This window comes from Glutamicibacter sp. HZAU (assembly GCF_004100365.1).
In the GTDB taxonomy this organism is placed as follows: Bacteria; Actinomycetota; Actinomycetes; order Actinomycetales; family Micrococcaceae; genus Glutamicibacter; species Glutamicibacter nicotianae.
In genome coordinates this window covers 1-19,890 of sequence record NZ_SCKZ01000016.1, presented here as the reverse complement: position 1 = coordinate 19,890, position 19,890 = coordinate 1, and the positions used below count along the sequence as shown (strand labels likewise).

The 19,890-nt window shown below is 62.3% G+C and carries 18 protein-coding genes, 2 tRNA genes and 2 rRNA genes; 14 read left to right on the top strand and 8 right to left on the bottom strand.

Going from position 1 to position 19,890, the window contains the following annotated elements; genetic code table 11:
* Positions 1–58: 58 nt before the first annotated feature.
* The 4 genes from EKH49_RS17080 (at position 59) to rrf (EKH49_RS16160) (ending at position 1,655) form a co-directional block, all read left to right on the top strand.
* Positions 59–187, top strand: coding sequence for a hypothetical protein (locus tag EKH49_RS17080; RefSeq protein ID WP_269088451.1), 129 nt, complete (start codon positions 59–61; stop codon positions 185–187).
* Positions 188–209: 22 nt separating this feature from the next.
* Positions 210–326 (top strand): 5S ribosomal RNA (gene rrf, locus EKH49_RS16170).
* 285 nt (positions 327–611) lie between these two features.
* A complete protein-coding gene (locus tag EKH49_RS16165) occupies positions 612–1,394 on the top strand; it encodes an SDR family oxidoreductase (RefSeq protein ID WP_038990075.1) in 783 nt (260 codons plus the stop codon).
* Between the two features lie 144 nt (positions 1,395–1,538).
* A 5S ribosomal RNA gene (gene rrf / locus EKH49_RS16160) occupies positions 1,539–1,655 on the top strand.
* 123 nt (positions 1,656–1,778) lie between these two features.
* On the opposite strand, the gene EKH49_RS16155 is transcribed toward rrf (EKH49_RS16160), so the two are convergent.
* The 3 genes from EKH49_RS16155 to EKH49_RS16145 form a co-directional block, all read right to left on the bottom strand.
* Positions 1,779–2,846, bottom strand: a complete 1,068-nt coding sequence (locus EKH49_RS16155) for an ABC transporter ATP-binding protein (protein ID WP_128471661.1) — start codon at positions 2,844–2,846, stop codon at positions 1,779–1,781.
* A 65-nt stretch (positions 2,847–2,911) separates the two neighbouring features.
* Entirely contained in the window at positions 2,912–3,691 is a 780-nt protein-coding gene (gene otsB, locus EKH49_RS16150; RefSeq protein WP_161567545.1) for a trehalose-phosphatase, read from the bottom strand.
* A gap of 41 nt (positions 3,692–3,732) precedes the next feature.
* Positions 3,733–5,196 carry an alpha,alpha-trehalose-phosphate synthase (UDP-forming) gene (locus tag EKH49_RS16145; protein ID WP_073706479.1) on the bottom strand — a complete coding sequence of 488 codons (1,464 nt, stop codon included), beginning with the start codon at positions 5,194–5,196 and terminating at the stop codon, positions 3,733–3,735.
* Between the two features lie 400 nt (positions 5,197–5,596).
* On the opposite strand from EKH49_RS16145, the gene EKH49_RS16140 reads away from it, so the two are divergent.
* From EKH49_RS16140 to EKH49_RS16120, 5 genes are all read left to right on the top strand, one after another.
* Positions 5,597–6,463 (top strand): DsbA family protein, encoded by an 867-nt coding sequence (locus EKH49_RS16140; RefSeq protein WP_128471659.1) that lies wholly within the window; start codon positions 5,597–5,599, stop codon positions 6,461–6,463.
* Positions 6,464–6,645: 182 nt separating this feature from the next.
* Positions 6,646–6,719 (top strand) — tRNA-Thr (locus EKH49_RS16135).
* 163 nt (positions 6,720–6,882) lie between these two features.
* Positions 6,883–7,833, top strand: a complete 951-nt coding sequence (locus tag EKH49_RS16130) for a DUF808 domain-containing protein (RefSeq protein WP_128471658.1) — start codon at positions 6,883–6,885, stop codon at positions 7,831–7,833.
* A 122-nt stretch (positions 7,834–7,955) separates the two neighbouring features.
* Positions 7,956–9,590: an N-6 DNA methylase gene (locus tag EKH49_RS16125; RefSeq protein WP_236641210.1), complete on the top strand. Its 1,635-nt coding sequence runs from the start codon at positions 7,956–7,958 to the stop codon at positions 9,588–9,590.
* Between the two features lie 2 nt (positions 9,591–9,592).
* A complete protein-coding gene (locus EKH49_RS16120; protein WP_236641209.1) occupies positions 9,593–10,519 on the top strand; it encodes a hypothetical protein in 927 nt (308 codons plus the stop codon).
* 27 nt (positions 10,520–10,546) lie between these two features.
* Here EKH49_RS16120 and EKH49_RS16115 read toward each other — a convergent pair whose 3' ends face one another.
* The gene (locus EKH49_RS16115; RefSeq protein WP_128471657.1) at positions 10,547–11,164 is read right to left on the bottom strand and encodes a GNAT family N-acetyltransferase; all 618 of its coding nucleotides are present in this window, start codon (positions 11,162–11,164) and stop codon (positions 10,547–10,549) included.
* A gap of 410 nt (positions 11,165–11,574) precedes the next feature.
* Here EKH49_RS16115 and EKH49_RS16110 point away from each other — a divergent pair.
* Positions 11,575–11,651: transfer RNA gene (locus EKH49_RS16110), tRNA-Val, on the top strand.
* Between the two features lie 56 nt (positions 11,652–11,707).
* On the opposite strand, the gene EKH49_RS16105 is transcribed toward EKH49_RS16110, so the two are convergent.
* Positions 11,708–12,754 carry an LLM class flavin-dependent oxidoreductase gene (locus EKH49_RS16105; RefSeq protein WP_128471656.1) on the bottom strand — a complete coding sequence of 349 codons (1,047 nt, stop codon included), beginning with the start codon at positions 12,752–12,754 and terminating at the stop codon, positions 11,708–11,710.
* 200 nt (positions 12,755–12,954) lie between these two features.
* Here EKH49_RS16105 and EKH49_RS16100 point away from each other — a divergent pair, with 200 nt between their 5' ends.
* The gene (locus EKH49_RS16100) at positions 12,955–14,625 is read left to right on the top strand and encodes a threonine/serine ThrE exporter family protein (protein ID WP_128471655.1); all 1,671 of its coding nucleotides are present in this window, start codon (positions 12,955–12,957) and stop codon (positions 14,623–14,625) included.
* Here EKH49_RS16100 and EKH49_RS16095 read toward each other — a convergent pair.
* Complete coding sequence (locus EKH49_RS16095; protein ID WP_128471654.1) at positions 14,622–15,395, bottom strand: uracil-DNA glycosylase; 774 nt, start codon at positions 15,393–15,395, stop codon at positions 14,622–14,624. The genes EKH49_RS16100 and EKH49_RS16095 overlap by 4 nt on opposite strands.
* Positions 15,396–15,551: 156 nt before the next feature.
* Here EKH49_RS16095 and EKH49_RS16090 point away from each other — a divergent pair, with 156 nt between their 5' ends.
* The 3 genes from EKH49_RS16090 to groL all read left to right on the top strand — a co-directional run bounded on the left by EKH49_RS16090 (position 15,552) and on the right by groL (position 18,424).
* Positions 15,552–15,842, top strand: coding sequence for a DUF3263 domain-containing protein (locus EKH49_RS16090; protein ID WP_128471653.1), 291 nt, complete (start codon positions 15,552–15,554; stop codon positions 15,840–15,842).
* Between the two features lie 42 nt (positions 15,843–15,884).
* Entirely contained in the window at positions 15,885–16,490 is a 606-nt protein-coding gene (locus EKH49_RS16085) for a LytR C-terminal domain-containing protein (RefSeq protein WP_128471652.1), read from the top strand.
* 296 nt (positions 16,491–16,786) lie between these two features.
* The gene (groL, locus tag EKH49_RS16080) at positions 16,787–18,424 is read left to right on the top strand and encodes a chaperonin GroEL (RefSeq protein ID WP_038990046.1); all 1,638 of its coding nucleotides are present in this window, start codon (positions 16,787–16,789) and stop codon (positions 18,422–18,424) included.
* 102 nt (positions 18,425–18,526) lie between these two features.
* On the opposite strand, the gene EKH49_RS16075 is transcribed toward groL, so the two are convergent.
* Both EKH49_RS16075 and EKH49_RS16070 read right to left on the bottom strand, forming a co-directional pair.
* Positions 18,527–19,417: a DUF4031 domain-containing protein gene (locus tag EKH49_RS16075; protein ID WP_128471651.1), complete on the bottom strand. Its 891-nt coding sequence runs from the start codon at positions 19,415–19,417 to the stop codon at positions 18,527–18,529.
* Between the two features lie 43 nt (positions 19,418–19,460).
* Positions 19,461–19,751 carry a WXG100 family type VII secretion target gene (locus EKH49_RS16070; RefSeq protein WP_038990044.1) on the bottom strand — a complete coding sequence of 97 codons (291 nt, stop codon included), beginning with the start codon at positions 19,749–19,751 and terminating at the stop codon, positions 19,461–19,463.
* Between the last annotated feature and the right edge of the window lie 139 nt (positions 19,752–19,890).

Below are 19,890 nucleotides of genomic sequence, written 5' to 3'. Positions count from 1 at the left end.
AGACTTGTGCAGCTGACCTGTACTAATAGGCCGATGGCTTACAACACACAATAAAACAATGATTGAACTGATGATTTCAATGCTGTTCGCGTTCACTATGCGGTTACGAGACAATAACCTCAAACCGAGAATACTTGGCTTTGCGCGTGCTTTGCTGCATGCCACCGAAGGCAACACCAAACCGTAGGGTTTGTGTGCTTCGTGATTGTTACGGCGGTCATAGCGTGGGGGAAACGCCCGGTCCCATACCGAACCCGGAAGCTAAGGCCCATTGCGCCGATGGTACTGCACTCGTGAGGGTGTGGGAGAGTAGGTCACCGCCGGACTTAACCTAGATAATGGGTTTGAGGCTCTAACCAGTGATGGTTGGAGCCTCACCTGTTTAACCCGCAGGAGTGCGGCCAGGTGCTATTGCCTGGCCTGTTCGTGTTTAAAGGGGGTTTGGCCGCTGGCCGCTGCCGTGTCGACCTGCGACCACAAATGCTTGACTTAGGCATCGTAGTTCAAGAGGACACCGAAAATAGGTCTAGTGTGGGATATGAGCGAGGCCGCGACTGACTCATCGATGGTCTCTCGACTCATCTTCCAATTGCGAAAGAGGGGAACCGAACGTGAGAACTTATGTCGTTACTGGCGCTGCTTCCGGCATTGGTGCAGCCACAACTGAATTGATTCGCGAACGTGGGCACAAGGTCATCGGCGTTGATCTACGCGATACTGACGTCGCGGCTGACCTGTCGACTCAGGAAGGCCGGCAAAGTGCCATCAAGCAGACTCTAGAGCTTTCCGAAGGCAAGATTGACGCTGTCATCGCTGCCGCGGGAATTTCGGCTCCTAAGGCAATTACGGTGTCGGTAAATTACTTCGGTGTTACCGAGTATCTGGAAGGCCTCCTGCCAGCTCTGGGGCAATCGGAGGCACCGCGTGTGGCCGTCGTGTCCTCGATGGCTTCGATCCAGCAGAATTCCGCTGAACTGGTTGAAGCATTGCTTACGGGCGACGAAGAGGCATCCCTGGCCATTGGCGCAGAGCTGGAAGCCGCTGGCCCTGGAGCCGGCTACTTGAACTACCCGTCCTCCAAGCGCGCGCTGAGCCGCTGGGTACGTCGTGAATGCATCACGGAGAAGTGGGCCGGCGCAGGAATCCCACTGAATGCTGTGGCTCCTGGTACCGTGATCACCAACATGACTCGCGAACTGCTGGCCACCGACGAAGGCAAGGCAATGGTCGACAAGAATGTGCCGATGCCGCTGAACTACCACTCTGAGGCTGTGGTGATCGCCAGGCTGCTGCTGTGGCTGACGAGTGAAGAAAACACCCACGTCACCGGCCAAACCATCTACTGCGATGGCGGTGCTGAGGCGACGTTGCGCGGGGATAACATCTGGAGCTAGATCTGGCAGCCGAGTATGGCGAAGGACACTGCTGCTAATCGGTTCTGAAGTGGCGCAACCCCTCCGTGCTTGATATAGTTATGGAGTTGTCGCAATCGCGAATGACACCGTAGTTTTCCCATGGCTAGCCATGAGGTATAGAGTTACGGCGATCATAGCGTGGGGGAAACGCCCAGCTCCATACCGAACCTGGAAGCTAAGACCCACAGCGCCGATGGTACTGCACTCGGGAGGGTGTGGGAGAGTAGGTCATCGCCGGGCATAATTTGCCGAAGGCCCCGAACGAGAGTTCGGGGCCTTCGAGGTTTAACCGAGAAGGTGCGCCACCGTTTAAATTCATCGGCGGCTCGGAAATTCATTTCCGAGCCGCCGATGTTGCAGGTACTAGGCGTTGTCCAAACGCAGACCGCTTTCAGTATCAAACAGGTGCACGTGCTGCATATTTGGTGCAATGTTGATGCGCGCTCCACGTGCAGGAGGCGTACGGCCATCAACACGAACAACTACCATCTGGGTTTCGCCGCCCAGCTCCGCTGAGCCGTAGATGTAAGCATCTGCGCCGAGCTCTTCAACCACGTCTACGACAATCTCGATGCCTTCGCCGGCACCGACAATCTCGACGTCCTCTGGACGGAAGCCCAAAGTGGTTCCGCCCTGGGCTCCCGGTGCGTCGATAGCGGTTGAGCCGAAAGCGACCTGTCCATTGGACGACTGCAGCTGGACCAAGTTCATGGCGGGGGAACCGATGAAGCCTGCGACGAACACATTGCGTGGGCGATCGTAGAGCTCGCGTGGGGTGCCTACCTGCTGCAATTCGCCGTCCTTGAGCACCGCAACGCGGTCGCCCATGGTCAGCGCTTCCACCTGGTCGTGGGTCACATATACGGTCGTGACTCCCAGACGTCGTGTCAGAGAAGCGATCTGGGTACGGGTCTGCACACGCAGCTTTGCATCGAGGTTGGACAGCGGTTCGTCCATCAAGAACACCTGGGGCGAACGGACAATGGCGCGGCCCATGGCTACACGCTGGCGCTGGCCGCCCGAGAGGGCCTTGGGCTTGCGGTCCAAGTACTTCTCCAAGTCGAGAAGCTTGGCGGCCTCCAACACGCGCTGCTTGCGTTCTTCCTTGTCCACGCCGGCGATCTTCAAGGCAAAGCCCATATTCTCGGCAACGGTCATGTGGGGGTACAGCGCGTAGTTCTGGAAGACCATGGCGATGTCACGGTCCTTTGGCGGAACGTTGGTCACGTCCTTGTCGCCAATGAGAATGCGGCCGGAATTTACTTCTTCCAAGCCTGCAAGCATGCGCAGAGTGGTGGACTTGCCGCAACCCGAGGGGCCAACCAGAACAAGGAATTCTCCATCCTGGATTTCCAAGTCGATAGCGTCGACGGAGGGCACTAGTGCGCCCGGATAAATGCGGGTGGCCTTTTCAAAGGTCACAGTTGCCATGATGACAATCCTTTCACGGGCAGGTACGTGCCCGACGATCCGTAGTGAAAGTGAATTGGGACACTTCAGTTTCGCATGGAAATCAGACTTTTCAAAAGATCTGGCAATTCAGCAGGCGAAGAGATAGAATACGCTGCCGCTGTTGGCCCGGAACCCACCTTGATGCCCACATCTTCCGCGCCGAGGACCCTGAATCCGTTCTCGTCGGTGACGTCATCGCCAGCAAAAAGGACCGCCTGCACGTCGAGGGTCTCACGCAGCCACTGCAGGCTTTGGCCTTTGTCGCCGTGATGCACGCTGGCTTCCAAGACCGCCTTGCCATCGAGCAGTTTGACACCGTCCAAATCAGCTAGGGCTTGCCGCGCCTGTGCCAAGGCCTTGGCAGCCGCATCCGGCAGTGCCTGGCGGACATGCAGGACCGTGGCCGACGGCTTGTACTCCAAGCTGGCGTTCTCATGCAGCTGTGCGACATGCTCCAAGCGCTGGGTCACTGTCCCAAGCAGTGCGGTTTGCTCGGCGGTCAGCGGCTCATCCTGCCAGTTTGCGCCCAGCCGTGACGGAACCACACGTTCGGCGCCGTGCGAGCCAATGCAAATCCCGGGACGCGGCTGCGGGTAGACCTCGCGCAAGGACTGCAGGTTACGGCCCGACACTACAGCGGTGTATACGCCAGGGCTGGCCGCCAGCTGCTCGAAGGCGGCAGCGGTCTGAGGCAGCGGCCGGGCATCTTGCGGCCGGTCGACCAGCGGGGACATCGTTCCATCAAAGTCCAAAGCCACGAGCACCCGCTCGTGCCCGGCAAACTCAGCCAGCGCGGCATGCAGGGAAGGATCTAGTTCTGGCAATGCGTTCCTCATCAAGGATCACGATTCCCGCGGGAATCTGCTTAGCGAACGATTTCGTGCACGGAGGTGGCCGCATTGATCTCGGCCAGTTCAGCCAGGAAATCATCGGACCATTTGGAAACATCATTGAGCGCCAAATGGCGGTTCATGCGCTTCATCCGGCGTTCCTGCTCCGTCTCGTTCATCTGGACCGCTTCCACGATCTTGGCCTTCATCCCGTCGATGTCGTGGGGATTGACCAGTACGGCCTGGGTCAGCTGATCGGCAGCACCGGTGTACTCCGAGAGCACCAGCACGCCGCGGCCGTCCTGGTGAGCGGCGACGTACTCCTTGGCCACCAGGTTCATGCCATCGCGCAGGGCCGTGACCAGCAGGACGTCGGCGGCCAGGTACATGGCGATCATTTCGCGCAGCGGATAGGACTGGTGCAGGTAGCGCAGGGTAGTGTGGCTCAGGGTGTCATGCTGGCCGGTGATCTGGCCGACCATCAGTTCCACCTGGTCGCGCAACTCGATGTAGCTGTCCACGTTTTCGCGGCTGGGGCTGGCAACCTGGATCAGGCAGACGTCGCCGGCGCGCAGCGTCTGGTCGGACAGCAGCTCGCCGTAGGCCTTGAGGCGGTGGCGGATGCCCTTGGTGTAGTCCAAGCGGTCCACGCCGAGCATGATGGTTTTCGGGTTGCCCAGCTCATGGCGGATCTGCGCCGCGCGGGCGATGATTTGCGGATCGCGCGATAGCTTGGCGATGTGCTCCGTATCGATGGAGATCGGATGGGCCTTGGCACGGCAGAGATTCTGCATTTCGTTGCCGGCTGGCGGCGACGCCACATCGCCCTTGGTCGAGTAGCCGGTGAACCGGCGCAGGCAGCGCAGGAAATTGCTGGCATCGGTTTCACGCTGGAATCCGACCAGATCAGCCCCGGCCAGCCCCTCCAGAATCTGCGTGCGCCACGGCAGCTGCGAGAACAGGCTGGCTGCCGGAAACGGTATGTGCAGGAAGAAGCCTATCTTCAGGTCAGGGCGTGCCAGCCGCAGCATCTGCGGAACCAGCTGCAGCTGGTAGTCGTGGACCCAAACGGTCGCGTCCGGAGCGGCAATACCCAGTACTGCATCGGCGAATCGCCGGTTGATTCTCTTGTACCGGTCCCACCAGGTGCGATGGTATTCCGGTGGCACGATCACGTCGTGGTAGAGCGGCCACAGCGTCGAGTTGGAGAAGCCCTCGTAGTACTGGGTCAAGTCATCTTCATCCAGGGGGACCGGAACCAGATGGATGTCATCCTTGTCGAAGCTCTCCAGCTCCTCGCCAATACCGCCATGCCAGCCCACCCAAGCGCCTTCGGAGGCGGCCATAACAGGTTCCAGGGCCGTCACCAAGCCACCGGGCGAACGCTGGAATCCTTGCGACCCGTCAGGATTGGTGATGCGGTCCACCGGAAGGCGGTTGGCCACAACCACGAAATCGTAGGAATTCTCGGTCTTTGTACTCGGCGCTGGGTTACCCACTGCAAACCTCCTGGTTTATTCAATCTGATTCACCGGCGTGGTGCAGATTCGTCGGTTCTGAGTGAATGACTTCTCGTCTAATTTCCTCGCTCTTGCTATTTAGCCTAATGAAAACTGGCTGGTAAGGGAACGATAGGGCGGATTGCACCGTCATACGCGTCACTTTTGCGCAGATGCCGTGTACTCAGGATGGGAATGGCAGTAGACAAACCATTTCCGCTGGTCACTTGGTTTAACGCTCAAGTTAAGCCGTGAAGGGCACTCTGGGGGCTGTATGCGGAAGATATGTGAGTCCTGTGAAGGTGGATCAATCTTGAGTTTTCACGGATACGGACCCCGGGAATTGGCTAAGCTTGACTCCAGATGATACTTGTCCGCTGACCAAGGAAACGCCAAATACATGTCTACGAATAACCCGCGCCCATCGAAGGCGGAGCGCACCGCGAGTGCCCGTGAGAAGGCGGCGCAGATGCGTGCCGCGCAAGAAGCCGCCCAGAAGCGCAAGTCGCTTTTCGTGAAGCTGGGTGTCTTGGCTGCAGTCATTGTGGTCATCGCACTGGTAGTTACTTTGATCGTGCAGAACAACAACGCCAAGATTGCCGACTCCGGCGCCGTGCCGCAGGGCGGTACCGCGGCCGGCGGCATCATGGTCACCTCTCCAGACACCGTTGCACAGAAGACCATCGAGAAGGTGGACATTAAGACCCTTGAAGCGCCTGCCGAAGCGCCGAATCCTGCCACCCCGCGCGACCTGACGGTGGCTGACAAGGGCGAGCCGATCAATATCACCATGTACGTCGATGCCAACTGCGTCCACTGCGCAGACTTCGAGGCCACCTACGGAGACCAGATCGAAGAATGGCTGGCCAATGGCGATGTCACAGTTGAATACCGCAACGTCGGCTACCTGGACCGTGGTTCGCCAACCAACTTCTCCTCGCGCGGCGCGAACGCACTGGCTTGCGTTGCCGACGAGAGCCCAGCTGCCTACATGAGCTTCGTCAAGGCGCTGTGGGGCCACTACCCAGAGGGCGAGATGAAGAACGCAGAGCTGGCGGACCTGGCCATCCAGAACGGTGCAGCGGAATCTGTGACCAAGTGCATCGAGGATGACAAGTTCCGTCCATTCGTCCAGTACGCCACGACCGCTGGCCAGTACGACGGCGTAGCCGGCACCCCTTCGATCTTCATCCAGGGCAAGGAGTTCGCACTGGGAACCCAGGACTTCCCGACCGAGGTCGAGAAAGCCATCGCTGCCAACAAGTAAGCCCATCCAGCCACCGCTGGACAATTGTCCGGGATCCGGTAGTATCCTTAGTGATCTCGCACCCGGTCAATGGGAAGGAAGCCAATGCTGGCTTCCTTCCCTTTGGCATTTAATCAGGCATGCGCTGCGCGGCTGCACCAATTCGCAGTGCCGAGGGGTTTTCCGATATTCTTATCCGGTACGCCCCCTTAGCTCAGCTGGCCAGAGCGTCTGTCTTGTAAACTGAAGGTCACCGGTTCGAATCCGGTAGGGGGCTCTGATCTGGTCTTGGACCAGCAGCTGGAACCGTGCCGATGAGTTTTCATGGCACGGTTTTCGTTTTCACCCCGGATTGTGCCCGATGCAACCTCGCGCCTGTGGCAGGCTCTAGGATCCCGCCGGTAGAATTCTGCGCAGAACCTAGATTTGAGGAGCCGACCATGGCCGGAGGCCTTGTAGCACTATTGGACGACGTGGCCGCCCTGGTGAAAGTCACCGCGGCATCGCTGGACGATATCGCGCTGGGTGCTGGCAAGGCCAGCACCAAATCCCTGGGCGTCGTAATCGACGATGCGGCAGTCACCCCGCAATACGTGGCAGGGCTCTCGCCGAAGCGCGAGCTTCCAATCATCTGGAAGATCGCCGTTGGCTCCATCCGGAACAAGATGCTGATCATCCTTCCGGTGGCTCTGATCCTTTCGCAGTTCGCCCCCTGGGCGCTGACCCCGATCCTGATGATCGGCGGCGCCTATCTGGTTTTCGAAGGCGCCGAGAAGCTGCTCGAAGCGATGGGCGCGATCAAGCACCACACTCCGGGCGGCAAGGAGGGCGTGCGCGACGAGAAGGCGATCATCGGCTCGGCCGTGCGCACCGACCTCGTGCTTTCCGCGGAGATCATGGTCATCTCGCTGAATGAGGTGGCGCACGAATCCTTCCTGAACCGGGCGCTGATCCTGGTCGTGATCGCGATCCTGATGACCGTCGTGGTCTATGGCGCCGTGGGGCTGATCGTGAAAATGGACGACATCGGCCTGCACATGGCCGCCAAGCCGCGCCAGCTTTCGCAGAAGATCGGCCGGGGCCTGGTCAAGGCGATGCCCATCGTGATGTCGATCCTGAGCAAGGTCGGCGTGATCGCGATGCTCTGGGTCGGCGGGCACCTGCTGCTGATCGGCATGGACGAGCTCGGCTGGCATGCGCCGTACGGTTTCGTCCACCATGTGGAGCTGCTGGTCCACGACGCAACCGGCCAGGCCGGCGCCGTGCTCGGCTGGCTGGTGAATACAGCCTTCTCCTGCCTGGCCGGTTTCATCATCGGCTCGGTGATTACCGCCATCGTCCTGGGTATCCAGAAACTGCGCCGCAAGGGCGAAGCCGAAGCCGCCCACTAGTAACGGAAATCAGCGGGCGTCCCGCGCACGTAGAATAGAGAAGTTGCAGCCCGGACCCGGTCTTCTGGGCCAGCCAAACTGTCTGGCCTGCGTGGAAAGATCGATGAGTGTTGAGTAGAGAATTGACTGATCCGGCCACCGCCCGCCATGCGCGTGGCGCCTACTTCACCCCGGAACCCGTGGCCAGCTTCATGGCGCAGTGGGCGCTGGGGCAGCACGGCAGCAGGGTTCTGGAACCCTCCTGCGGCGACGCGCAATTCCTGGCCGCCGCGAACGCGGTGCTGGAAGACGGCAGGGGCCCGGTGGAATTGGTGGGCCTGGAGCTGCACGAGCCGTCGGTGCAGGCGGCCCGTGCGCGGATGCAGGCCGCCGGGATCGACGCGCAGATCGAGCAGGCCAACTTCTTCGAGGTTCCCGGGCACGCAGACTTCGATGCGGTCATCGGCAACCCGCCCTATGTGCGCTACCAGCTGCACCGTGGTGCCGACCGGCAACTCTCGCGCGCCGCGGCCAAGGCCTCGGGCGTGGAGCTGAACGAGCTGGCCAGCATCTGGGCGGCCTTCGTCGTGCACTCCACCAGCTTCCTGGCCGACGGCGGGCGCCTGGCGCTGGTGCTTCCGGCAGAGCTGATGTTCGTGAACTACGCAGGGCCGGTGCGCCAGATGCTACTCGAGCGCTTCGCCAGCGTGCACCTGGCAGTCTTCGAGGAACGCCTGTTTGCCGACGCGCAGGAAGAAGTGGTGCTGCTGCTGGCCGAGGGGTACCGCCAGGGCTCCAGCGATTCCTTCAGCCTGCACCAATTCCGCAATGCCCATGACCTGCACACCCTGGGCGAGGGCACCCGGCACACCCCGGCACGCGGCAACGACCGCTGGACAGGATCGCTGGTGGGCCTCGAAGCGCAGGGGATCCTGTCCGCGGCTCTGGCCGCCGGGCGGATGGCTCCGCTGCAGTCCTGGGGCGAAACCTCGCTGGGAGCTGTCACCGGCAACAACAAGTGGTTCACGCTTTCCGCCGCGCAGGTCCAGGAGCTGGGATTGGCCGAAGAGGACCTGATCCGCATCTCGCCGCCAGGCTCGCGCCACCTGCGCGGGCTGGAGCTGAGCGAGGAGGGCTGGGAAAAGCTGGCAGCGCACGGGGCGGCGGCCTGGATGTTCCGTCCCGCCGCGGAACCCAGCGGCGCCGGCGCGCGCTTCGTGGCCAGCGGCGAACTGCAGAACGTGGACGCGGCCTACAAGTGCCGGGTGCGCTCGCCGTGGTGGCGGGTGCCGGTGCTGTCGGTGCCGGATTTGTTCATGACCTACATGAACGCCGATACCCCGCGGCTGACCGCCAACGAGGCCGGGGTGCACCATATCAACTCGATCCACGGGGTGTACCTGGGTGCCGATGCCCGCGAGCTGGGCCGCGAGCTGCTGCCGGTGGCATCGCTGAACACGCTGACCATGCTCGGCGCCGAAATGGTGGGACGTTCCTACGGCGGCGGCATCCTGAAGCTGGAGCCGCGCGAAGCCGACCAGCTGCCGGTCCCGGCCATCGGCATGGTGCAGCGCCATGCCCCGCAATTGCGCGCCATCAAGCCCGAGGTGCGCGAGCTGCTGGCCCATGGGCGCAAGCAGGAAGCCACAAGCCTTGTGGATTCCGTGGTGCTCAAGGAGCTGCTCGGCCTGGAGCCGGAAGCGATCGATGCGGTGCGCGCGGCGCGGATGAACATGCTCGAACGCCGCAAGGCCAGAAGCAAAGCAGTGAAGGGATAAGCGTGGCCAATCCTGCGATCGAGAAGACCCTGGCCTTCGCCGAATTCGACACCACCTTGATGTCAGCGCCGAAGGATTCGCCCTGGCTGGATAATGGCGCGGTCACCGGGGAATTCAACCCGTCCTACGCGGTGCTCGAGCGGCTGCTGAGCATCCCGGTGCGTTCCAAGGCCGTCACCCGTTCGGGCCGCTTCGCCCAGGGCGTGGATGCCTGGCTGGCGCACGAGCTGCGGCGTGCCGGATTCGATGCGGACCTGGTCTGGCCGCGCCCCGAAGCGCCGCGGGTGCTGTCCAGCGACATCCTCCAGCTGCTGCGCAAGCTGCCCGAGCGGCTGGCCGACGAGGTGCACGAGTCCATCATGGCCGGCAAGGCGGGCAGCACCGACGCGCGCATCCTGGGCCGCGCCTACATGAAGCAGACCGACGTGGTGATGACCCACTGGTCCACCGGCCCCGAACTGCTGCTGAGCACCAAGGCGATGACCTCGTCCTTCGGCAAGAACCTGGCCAACCGCTATGAAGAGGCCTACGGCGACGCGGCGAACCTGCGCGCCCGCTACCCGCTGGCCGCCGTCGGGTTCTTCTTCGTGCAGCGCGCCACGATCCTGGAATCCGAGCCGGCCGCCTTCCGCCGCACCGTGGACATGATCCGCAAGCTGCGCGACTTCGGCGACGGCTTCGGCTACACCGCAACCGGTCTGCTGCTGGTGGACTGGGATGATGCGGCCGAGCAGCCGGAGGTCAAGTGCGTCCATGCCCCGGTGCCTGCCGACATTGCCGCCCCGCAGTTCCTCAACGCCATGGTCGATGCGGTCCTGAAGGTCACCCCGATCGACTTGCACGAGGCAGCTCGCGCTCGCCGGGCCGGCGAAGTCGCCCCGCTGCCGGGCCACGCCATGGTGGACGAGCAGCAGGACGCCCTGTTCTAGCCTGATCCAGAAAGCCGTCCCAGGCCGTCACATCACCGGCACGGCGGAGGCCGGATCCTCGGAGCCGAACTGCGCGGCGAAGCGGTGCATCGGGCTGGCGGGCAGAGCCAGGCTCGGGACCGGCTGCGCGGCGCCGGGCAGCTGGATGGCTACCTGGTCGGCGGAAGCCTGCGGCAGGTCCGCGGCCCACTGCCAGGCGGCTTCGGTGGCCCGGTAGATGAACTTGAGCCGGCCCTCGTGCTCGAAGCTGCGCTCGCGCTGCCACAGCTCGGAGCGCTCGTAGAAGGCCCAGGAGGCGGGGTTCTGCGAATCGATGACGCTGATCGGGGTCTTGCCCGAACGCAGGGCGTGGGCCAGGCGCAACGAGGTCACATGCTGGCGGATGCCCAGGCGGCGGTAGTCGGCGCGCACGGCCATGCAGCCCAGTTCCACCGCATTCATCGATGACGTCGGGGCAACGATGGAGTCGTGCACCAGGCCGGCGGCAACCAGGGTGCCCTGGTCGCGCACGGTCACCAGGAGGCTGAGGCGATCGAACTTCTGGTGCCAGCGCTGGTCGACCACGGTGTAGAGGGTCGCCAATTCGTCGCGCTGGGCTGGCTGAACGCATAGGGATGACAAGGAAAAGTTCAGGTTTTCAAACACTGGGGTACGGTCCTAAAAGCTAAGAACGAACGAAAGATGAGGCTTTGCGCGGTGGATCAAAATCCACTGCGCGGTTTCGTTGGCCTTGAGGGGACCGATGCCGGCGGCTTCCGGCAACTTCCTTGTAGGGTCCAGTTTGAGCTCGATGAGCTAGAAAAATTATGGAGCCTGAAGTCCCTTTTTGACAAGTAGAAAAGGGTACTTTCAGGTGAATCCCAAATAAACCATTCGGCATTGTTTTTCTGCTCTAATCACTGGCCAAGCCGCTGGGATTCAACGCGGCGTTCGATGCGGCGCATCGGCGTGTTCGGGGCAGGGATCCGGCGGCTTGAGCCGGGGCCGATTTGGAGCGGGGCTCGTTTCCCCGGTAGGATTGCTTATGCACTTGGCTAGCAAGTCAGGGCGCAGATGGATCTTTAGCTCAGTTGGTTAGAGCGTTCGCCTCACACGCGAAAGGTCGCTGGTTCGAGTCCAGTAAGATCCACCAAGAACGAAAGCCACCGCATTGCGGTGGCTTTCGCCGTCTCCGGCGCAGTCCGGAAGCTAGGCTCCGAGCAGCTGGTGCACCCGTGGCTTGACCTCTTCGCCAAGCAGCTTGATGCTCTCCAGCATCGCCTCGTGCGGCAATGATCCCGCAGAGTACTTAATGTCGACGCGGGACAGGCCCAGCTGCTGGGCCACCTTGGCCATCTTTTGCGCCACGGTGTCCGGGCTGCCGGCCATCATGGCTCCCTCCGGTCCCATGGAGGCCTGCAAGCGCATTTTGCTGGCAGGCGGCCAGCCCCGTTCGGCCCCCAGCCGGTTCATGGTGCGCTGGTAATGGGGCCAGAGCGTTTCCAGGGCTTCCTCGTCGCTGGAAGCCACCAGGCCATGGAAGTGGGCCGAGACCGGCAGCTGCTCCTGGCCGAATTCCTCCAGCGCGCGGCGGTAGAGGGTGGCCAGGCCTTCGAACGCCGAAGGCTGGCCGCCGATGATGGCCAGGCACAGCGGCAGGCCGTGCCGGGCCGCGCGGATCACCGACTGCGGGCTGCCGCCAACCCCCACCCACGTGGTCAGCGGCTTGCCTTCCAGCAGCGGGTAGATCTGCTGGTTGCGCAAAGCGGAGCGGTGCTTGCCCTGCCATGACACCGGTGCGCCGTGGCGCAGCTTGGCCAGCAGATGCAGCTTCTCCTCGAACAGGTCCTCGTAGTCCTCGAGGTCCAGGCCGAACAGCGGGAAGGATTCGATGAAGGAGCCGCGGCCGGCGATGATCTCGGTCCGCCCGTTGGAAATGGCGTCCAAGGTCGCGAAGCGTTCGTAGACGCGCACCGGGTCATCGCTGGAGAGCACGGTCACCGCGGTGCCCAGCTTGATGCGCTGCGTGGTGCTGGCCAGTGCGGCCAGCACGATTTCGGGGGAGGAGATGGCGTAGTCGTCGCGGTGGTGCTCGCCCACGCCGAAGAAATCAAGATTCGAGGCTTCGGCCTGCTGCCCTTCGGCGATGACATTGCGGATCACCTGGGCATGGCTCAGCGGGTTGCCGTCGGCGTCCTCGGTGATGTCGCCGAAGGTCTCGGCGCCGATCTCGGGCAAGGGGAACTGCGTAGTCACTGCAACCTCCGAATATATGCAAAAACATCTAACTTCCGCTTGGTGCAACCAACTGCGGACCGGCAGTATTCCAGTGGCCGAAAATACCCCTGAATGTGTCCGGGGATACCTCGCGAATTCACCACGTTCCGGCCAACTTCCCATGCACGGGTTGTATGGTGAATCCCATGGGAAAAACTTTGGTTGAGGGGGAGTGATTCGTGGCGCATCGATCTAGCGAGGAGCAGTCCGCCGAGTCGACTGCCGCAGGCGAGGATCCGGCTCCTGCCGCTGGCGCCTTGCCCCGCATTGCCACTAGTGAGATCAATATGGGTTTCCATCCGGCGGAACCGGCCGAAGAGCCTGCCATGGCCTCGGAACTGCCGCTCAACACCGCGGTCAGCGCCAATGTGGCGGCTGCCGATGCCTCCGATATCGAGTGGCGCACCGGCCAGGTCCACACCACCGATGAGGGCATCACCCTCATGCCTACCCGCGCCAACCCGGTGGCCCGCCGCCTGCTGGCGAAAATGTGGATCTCGGACACCCCTCCCACCCAGGCGCTGAACATCGTTGAGCGCCTCCAAGGCACGCCCTATGCCAACCCCAAGATCAATGTGGACCAGGACGCATCCAACCGGCGCACCATGGAATTCGCGCTGGACTTGGGCGAGACCCTGATCCGCTACGGCGCAGGCGCCCTGGAAGTGGAAACCAGCATCATCGCGGTGACCGCGGCGCTGGGCCTGAGCCACTTGGACGTGGACATCACCAACCAGTCCCTGCATTTGAACTACAGCCCGCCGGATGCCGAAAGCTATTCGGTGCTGCGCGTGGTCCGCTCCTACACCGCGAACTACGCCGGCATGGTGCTGGTGCACGAGCTCGTCTCGGACATCATTGCCGGCGGCGTATCGCGCACCGCCTCGGCCAAGCGGCTGAAGGAGATCACCCGGCAGCCCAAGCCGTTCCCGCGTTGGATCGTCGCCTGCGGCCGGGCAGTGTTCGCCGCCGCGTTCGTGCTGTTCATCGGCGGTTCCTGGGCCGGCGCGCTGGTGGCGATGCTCTCCTCGAGCCTCGTGACGCAGATCGGCCGGTACGGTTCGCGCTGGCGGGTGCCCGAGTTCTTCACCATTGCCGCCTCGACCTTGGCGGTCACCGGCATCGCCTTGCTGGGGCACCAATTCCATGCACCGCTGGATCCGGCGCTGGTGGTTTCCGGCGGCATCCTGCTGCTGCTCCCGTCGGGCAGGTTCGTCTCGGCATTGCAAGATGCCATCAACGGGTTCCCGGTGACCGCGGTAGGCCGCCTGTTCTCTGCCAGCCTGATCTACGGGGCGATCCTCTGCGGCATTGCCACCGCGTTGGTGATCTCGGATCTGCTCGGCGGGGAAAAGGTCGATGTCCACCAGATCGCGACAACAGAGTATCCGGCTTGGCTGCTGGTGATCCTGGTGGGCGTGGCCATCGTTGCCGGTGCGGTCACCGAGCAAAGCGCGCTGCGCCTGCTGCTGCCTACCGCCGGGATTGCTGTTGGCGGCTATCTGGTGCAGCTGCTGGCCGTCAGCATTGGACTCGGTGACCGGGCCACCCCGGCGCTGGTAGCCACGGTGATCGGCTTCGCCGCCCGGCTGGCGGCAGACAAGCTCCGGTCCCCGCAGCTGGTGCTGGCGGCCCCCGCGGTCATGTTCCTGCTTCCCGGCTTGATGATCTTCCGCGCAATGTACGGAATCGTCATCAACGTGGAAGACATGGCCACCGGCCTGGTGGAGATGTTCAACGCGATGGCGATCATGCTTTCCATCGCTGGCGGGGTCGTCTTCGGCGATACGCTGTGCCGTCCGCTGACCTCTACCGCCCGGCGTGAGCGCCGGCGCATCCGCCGACGCTAGGTTCTCGGCAATGACCAGTCGATCGGCTCCTGCCCGCTATCGGACAGGAGCCGATTGATATTCGAGAAGGGCTTGGAACCGAAGAAGCCGCGCGAGGCGGACAGCGGCGAGGGGTGGGCGCTTTGCAGCTGCACGGCGTTGGGCAGCAACCCGGAAAGCTTCTGCGCATGATTGCCCCACAGCAGCGCCACCAAAGGCAGCGGCCGCTCATTCAGCGCCTGGAGGATCGCCTGCAGGATTGGCGCCCACCCCAGCTTCTGGTGCGAGCCGGCATTGCCCGCGGTCACCGAGAGCACCTGGTTCAGCAGCAAGACTCCCTGGGACAGCCAGGGACCCAGATCCGGATGCGGGACCGGATCCAGACCGAGATCGGCCTGCAGCTCCTTGTAGATATTGGCCAGGGAACGCGGCAGCGGGCGGACCTGCTTATTCGCCGCGAAGGCCAAGCCGTTGGGGTGGCCGGGCGTCGGATAGGGGTCCTGGCCAATAATTAGGACCTTGACCTCGGATAATGGCAAGCTCAGTGCGCGGAACATCACCTCCGGCGCTGGAAGGATCTGTTCGCCGGCGGCCGTGCGGGCCGCCAAATCGCTGGCCAAGCGACGCAGCAGCGCGTCCTGGCGGCTGAGCGCCGGAACCCAGTCTTCGGCAATAAACCCGTGGTCGGCCATGGATTTTGCGCCGTGGTAGAACGGGAAATCCACCGCTTCATATACGGGCGCCGCGGCTGGCTCGGGAGCGTCGAAAAGTGCTGGCTGCATATCGTCCATAGAGGCAATTGTGCCGTTTTTCTGGCGTGCCTGTGCTCGGCCACACGGTGTTAGGCAAGCAGATTGGTTAGAATATCGGTGGTATATCTACCGGTGGTGGATTGCATGCATAGCCGAAACCCGAGAAAACCGATCCAAGAACCGAGGTGAGAACGTATGGCTGAGAATGGATTGCTGGGGGATTTCGTGATGAACCCGGATTCGGAATTGGACGAGCGTTCGCAACAGATCCTCAACCTGGAAAAGTTGTGGTGGAAGTATGCCGGGGCCAAGGAACAAGCCATTACCAAGCAGTTTTCGATGTCGCCGACGAATTACTACCAGCTGCTGAACCAGCTGATTGAAACCGACGCGGCACTGGCCTACGACCCGATGTTGGTCAAGCGCCTGCGCAGAGCACGTTCTACAAAACGTCGCGTGGGCGGTAAGGTCGGCACGGGACGATAACCCTGCCTGCCGTGACCAATCAGACCTCGAGCAAGGACGAGAATGACCAACTACCCGCGTGACGAATTTGATCGCGTTCCGGAATTCAGCACCCGTGTGGGTTCGCACCACGCCCACGGATGGGCGCAGTCCGCCGCGTCAAAGTCAACCGGTGGGAAATTGCGCTGGGTAGTGCTGACCGCAGTGCTCGTGCTGGTGATCGGTGCCTTGTCCTTCATCTTCGGTCCGCAGCTCAAGGAGACCCTTGCGACTTCGGCTGAAAGCGAAACCTCGCAAGCCCAGGAAGAGACGGCCGAGTCCTCCGAGGAAGCAACACCGAGCGAATCCGAATCGCCATCAAGCACCATCGATGACGAAGACGTCCTCTATGGCCAGCTGATTGGCGTCTACAACGCGGCAAGCGTCGCCGGCCTGGCCAACGCTGGCGAGGAAGCCATGACCGAAGCCGGGTTCACCAGCGTCGTCGCCGACAACTGGACCAAGCCGGCCGAAGTGTCCGCGGTCTACTACATGTCCGAGGCCTACCGGACCACCGCTGAAAAAGCCGCAGAAGTCCTGAATATCGACGAAGTCCTGCAGACCAGCAACATTCCGAACCGGGTCACCGTCGTTTTGGGATCCGACGACACCCTGGGGCTCAACGAATAATTCGTTCATAATTCCATACGCTCAGAGCCGATCGGCTTGCACTCGCCATGCGAGAGTGCCAATATTTGTATTAGCACTCATGCGTTGCGACTGCTAACGCCGGTCGGCTTTTGCGTTCACCAGGAACGTCCGAAGCGCCGGTTGGCGGATGCGGCGCCTGAAGCGTGGAAAATACCTCAGATAGCGAGAGCTGAAACGGTTGCTGGCCCGATGCCGCACCGGTCCACTCGTCCGTCGCGGGCGCTGTCTGTCGGTTGCATTTTCGCAAAATCGTCCCGAAAGGACCGTACGCCACAATGGCTAAGATGATTGCATTTGACGAGGAAGCACGCCGCGGACTAGAGCGCGGCCTGAACACCCTTGCTGACGCCGTGAAGGTCACCCTGGGCCCACGCGGCCGCAACGTTGTTCTGGAGAAGAAGTGGGGCGCTCCTACTATCACCAACGACGGCGTGTCCATCGCTAAGGAAATCGACCTCGAAGAGCCTTACGAGAAGATCGGCGCAGAGCTGGTCAAGGAAGTTGCCAAGAAGACTGACGACGTCGCCGGCGACGGTACCACCACCGCAACCGTGCTCGCACAGGCACTGGTCAAGGAAGGCCTGCGCAACGTTGCCGCAGGTGCCGACCCAATCGCGCTGCGCCGCGGCATCGACAAGGCTGTAGAAGCCGTCACCGCCGAGCTGTTCGCCGCTGCGAAGAAGATCGAGTCCAAGGAGCAGATCGCTGCTACCGCTTCGATCTCCGCAGGCGACACCGAGATCGGCGGCCTGATCGCCGAGGCCCTGGACAAGGTTGGCGAGCAGGGTGTCATCACCGTCGAGGAGTCCAACACCTTCGGCCTGGAGCTGGAGCTGGCAGAGGGCATGCGCTTCGACAAGGGCTACATCTCCGCTTACTTCGTCACCGACGCAGAGCGCCAGGAAACCGTTCTCGAGGACCCATACATCCTCATCGTGAACTCGAAGATCTCCTCGGTCAAGGACATGGTGACCCTGCTGGAGAAGGTCATGCAGTCGAACAAGTCGCTGCTGATCATCGCCGAAGACGTCGAGGGCGAAGCCCTGGCCACCCTGATCCTGAACAAGATCCGCGGCCTGTTCAAGTCCGTTGCCGTCAAGGCTCCGGGCTTCGGCGATCGCCGCAAGGCCATGCTGACCGACATCGCCATCCTCACCGGCGGCCAGGTCGTCTCCGAGGAAATCGGCCTGTCGCTGGACAACGTCGGCCTGGAGGTCCTGGGTACCGCCCGCAAGGTCGTCATCACCAAGGACGAGACCACCATCGTTGAAGGCGGCGGCGAAGCCGACGCCATCGAAGGCCGCAAGGCGCAGATCGCTGCCGAGATCAAGAACACCGACTCGGACTACGACCGCGAGAAGCTGCAGGAGCGCCACGCAAAGCTCTCCGGCGGTGTCGCTGTGCTGAAGGCCGGCGCTGCTACCGAGGTTGAGCTCAAGGAGCGCAAGCACCGCATCGAAGATGCCGTGCGCAACGCCAAGGCTGCTGTTGAAGAAGGCATCGTCGCCGGTGGCGGCGTTGCGCTGATCCAGGCTGGCGCCGCTGCTTTCGAGAAGCTGGCTCTGGAAGGCGACGAGGCAACCGGTGCGAACATCGTTCGCGTTGGCATCGAAGCCCCGCTGAAGCAGATCGCACTGAACGCCGGCCTGGAGCCAGGCGTTGTCGCTGACAAGGTCAAGGGCCTGGCTGCTGGCCACGGGCTGAACGCCGCAACCGGCGAGTACGTGAACCTGCTCGAAGCAGGCGTCAACGACCCAGTGAAGGTGACCCGTTCGGCACTGCAGAACGCCGCATCGATCGCTGGCCTGTTCCTGACCACCGAAGCTGTTGTCGCAGATAAGCCAGCTCCTGCTGGCGCTGCTCCAGCCGGTGGCGATGACATGGGCGGCATGGGCGGAATGGGCGGCTTCTAAGCTTCCCGCATGCACTAAGCACGCAGTCAACGCGCCGATGGCCCGGATCCCTTCTTGGAAGGATCCGGGCCATCGGCCGTTGTGCGTGCAACGCTCACCGGGCTAAAGCCAGCTGTGCAGCAGCTCCAGTTCGGTCTGCAGATTATGCCGTGCGCCCTGCTCCCAGCGCTGGTATCCGGCGGGGGTGCCGTAGATCAGTTCCTTCTCCAGCAAGCCGGCCAGGATCTTGCTGCGCCCGGCGGCAAGCACATGGCGCGGAAGATGCTCGTACTCCTTGTAGACCGCCTCGGCGTAGCGCTGGTAGGCCGCGGCGGGACGGGCCAGGACTTCCAGATCGGCATCGCAGAGGATATGTCCCAGCCGGTCGGTTTCTGCCGGAGCATGCGTTGCGGTGAGCATGACCAGGTCGCTGACCTTCGACACGGCACCGGGGGAGAGCACTCCCCACAGCCACTCGCGGGCCATGATTGCCGATTTGAATTCGTCTTCACTGGTTCCCTCGTAGACGGCATCGTGGAACCAGGCGGCGAGCTGGAGCAGCATGAGCTCTTCATGATCGGTCTGGTCCTTGGCCAGCCAGTCGATGGCTTCCAGCACGGAGAGCAGATGCACCCGGTCATGGTAGTGCCGGTGGCTCTGGGACCAGCAGCCGAGCAGCTCGGATCCGAGCTGGGGTTCGGTAGGCAGGGTGCGCGACCAACGGCGGGCAAGCACCGCCCCTAATTTCTCCGGACGGTATTTGGCCGGGACCCGGATCCCGGATTCGACCAGTGCCCTTACCAGTTCGCTGCCGGAGACCTCGAGAGCGCCAGCGGCAACGAGCTGGTCGTAGCGTTCCCGCGGCACATCGTAGTGGTCCCGGTCGAAGGCCCGGCGCGAGATGTCCTGCTGCTCGGCGAACTGATGCAGTTCAGCCAATGACGTATCCGACACCAGATGGGCGAAGAGCGTGCCGTGGGCAGGCCAGCGCGGCGGGTCAATCAGAATGCTCATAAGGCTAAGCCTACTGATCAACCTGCCGCGGCGCCTGTGCTGGTCAGTATCGGAACAGCGAGGTATTGACCTGCTCGACCTCTTCGTACTGCATGGAGGCGTGGTTCAGCGCGGTGGCAATGCTGCTCAGCGCCTCCTCGATCTGGACATGCGTTGAGCGCCATTCGGCCACGATCGACTGGAAGGAAGCCGCGGCGGAGCCCTGCCACGTGCTTTGCAACTGGTCCAGGTTCATCTGCATGGTCGAGACTTCATTGCGCAGCCGGTCGATGGTATTCATGACGGCCTGGGATTTCACCTGCATCTCACCGGTGTTGGTGGAGAACGTGCTCACTGAAATCACCCTTTCTAAAATACGTGATGTGATGTCTCAAGACACCGGTGACACTTCTGTCTCAGGACATCGGTAACACTCGGTGTCTCAGGACATCGGTAACAGATCAGACCGGGTCAGGCATGTTTTGGAACTTCGC

Excerpts from the sequence above, each read along its gene's own strand:
- EKH49_RS17080 (WP_269088451.1), top strand. The coding sequence starts at position 59 with ATGATTGAACTGATGATTTCAATGCTGTTCGCGTTCACTATGCGGTTA.
- EKH49_RS16155 (WP_128471661.1), bottom strand. The coding sequence starts at position 2,846 with ATGGCAACTGTGACCTTTGAAAAGGCCACCCGCATTTATCCGGGCGCA.
- EKH49_RS16140 (WP_128471659.1), top strand. The coding sequence starts at position 5,597 with ATGTCTACGAATAACCCGCGCCCATCGAAGGCGGAGCGCACCGCGAGT.
- EKH49_RS16130 (WP_128471658.1), top strand. The coding sequence starts at position 6,883 with ATGGCCGGAGGCCTTGTAGCACTATTGGACGACGTGGCCGCCCTGGTG.
- EKH49_RS16095 (WP_128471654.1), bottom strand. The coding sequence starts at position 15,395 with ATGGACGATATGCAGCCAGCACTTTTCGACGCTCCCGAGCCAGCCGCG.
- EKH49_RS16090 (WP_128471653.1), top strand. The coding sequence starts at position 15,552 with ATGGCTGAGAATGGATTGCTGGGGGATTTCGTGATGAACCCGGATTCG.
- EKH49_RS16085 (WP_128471652.1), top strand. The coding sequence starts at position 15,885 with ATGACCAACTACCCGCGTGACGAATTTGATCGCGTTCCGGAATTCAGC.
- groL (WP_038990046.1), top strand. The coding sequence starts at position 16,787 with ATGGCTAAGATGATTGCATTTGACGAGGAAGCACGCCGCGGACTAGAG.
- EKH49_RS16075 (WP_128471651.1), bottom strand. The coding sequence starts at position 19,417 with ATGAGCATTCTGATTGACCCGCCGCGCTGGCCTGCCCACGGCACGCTC.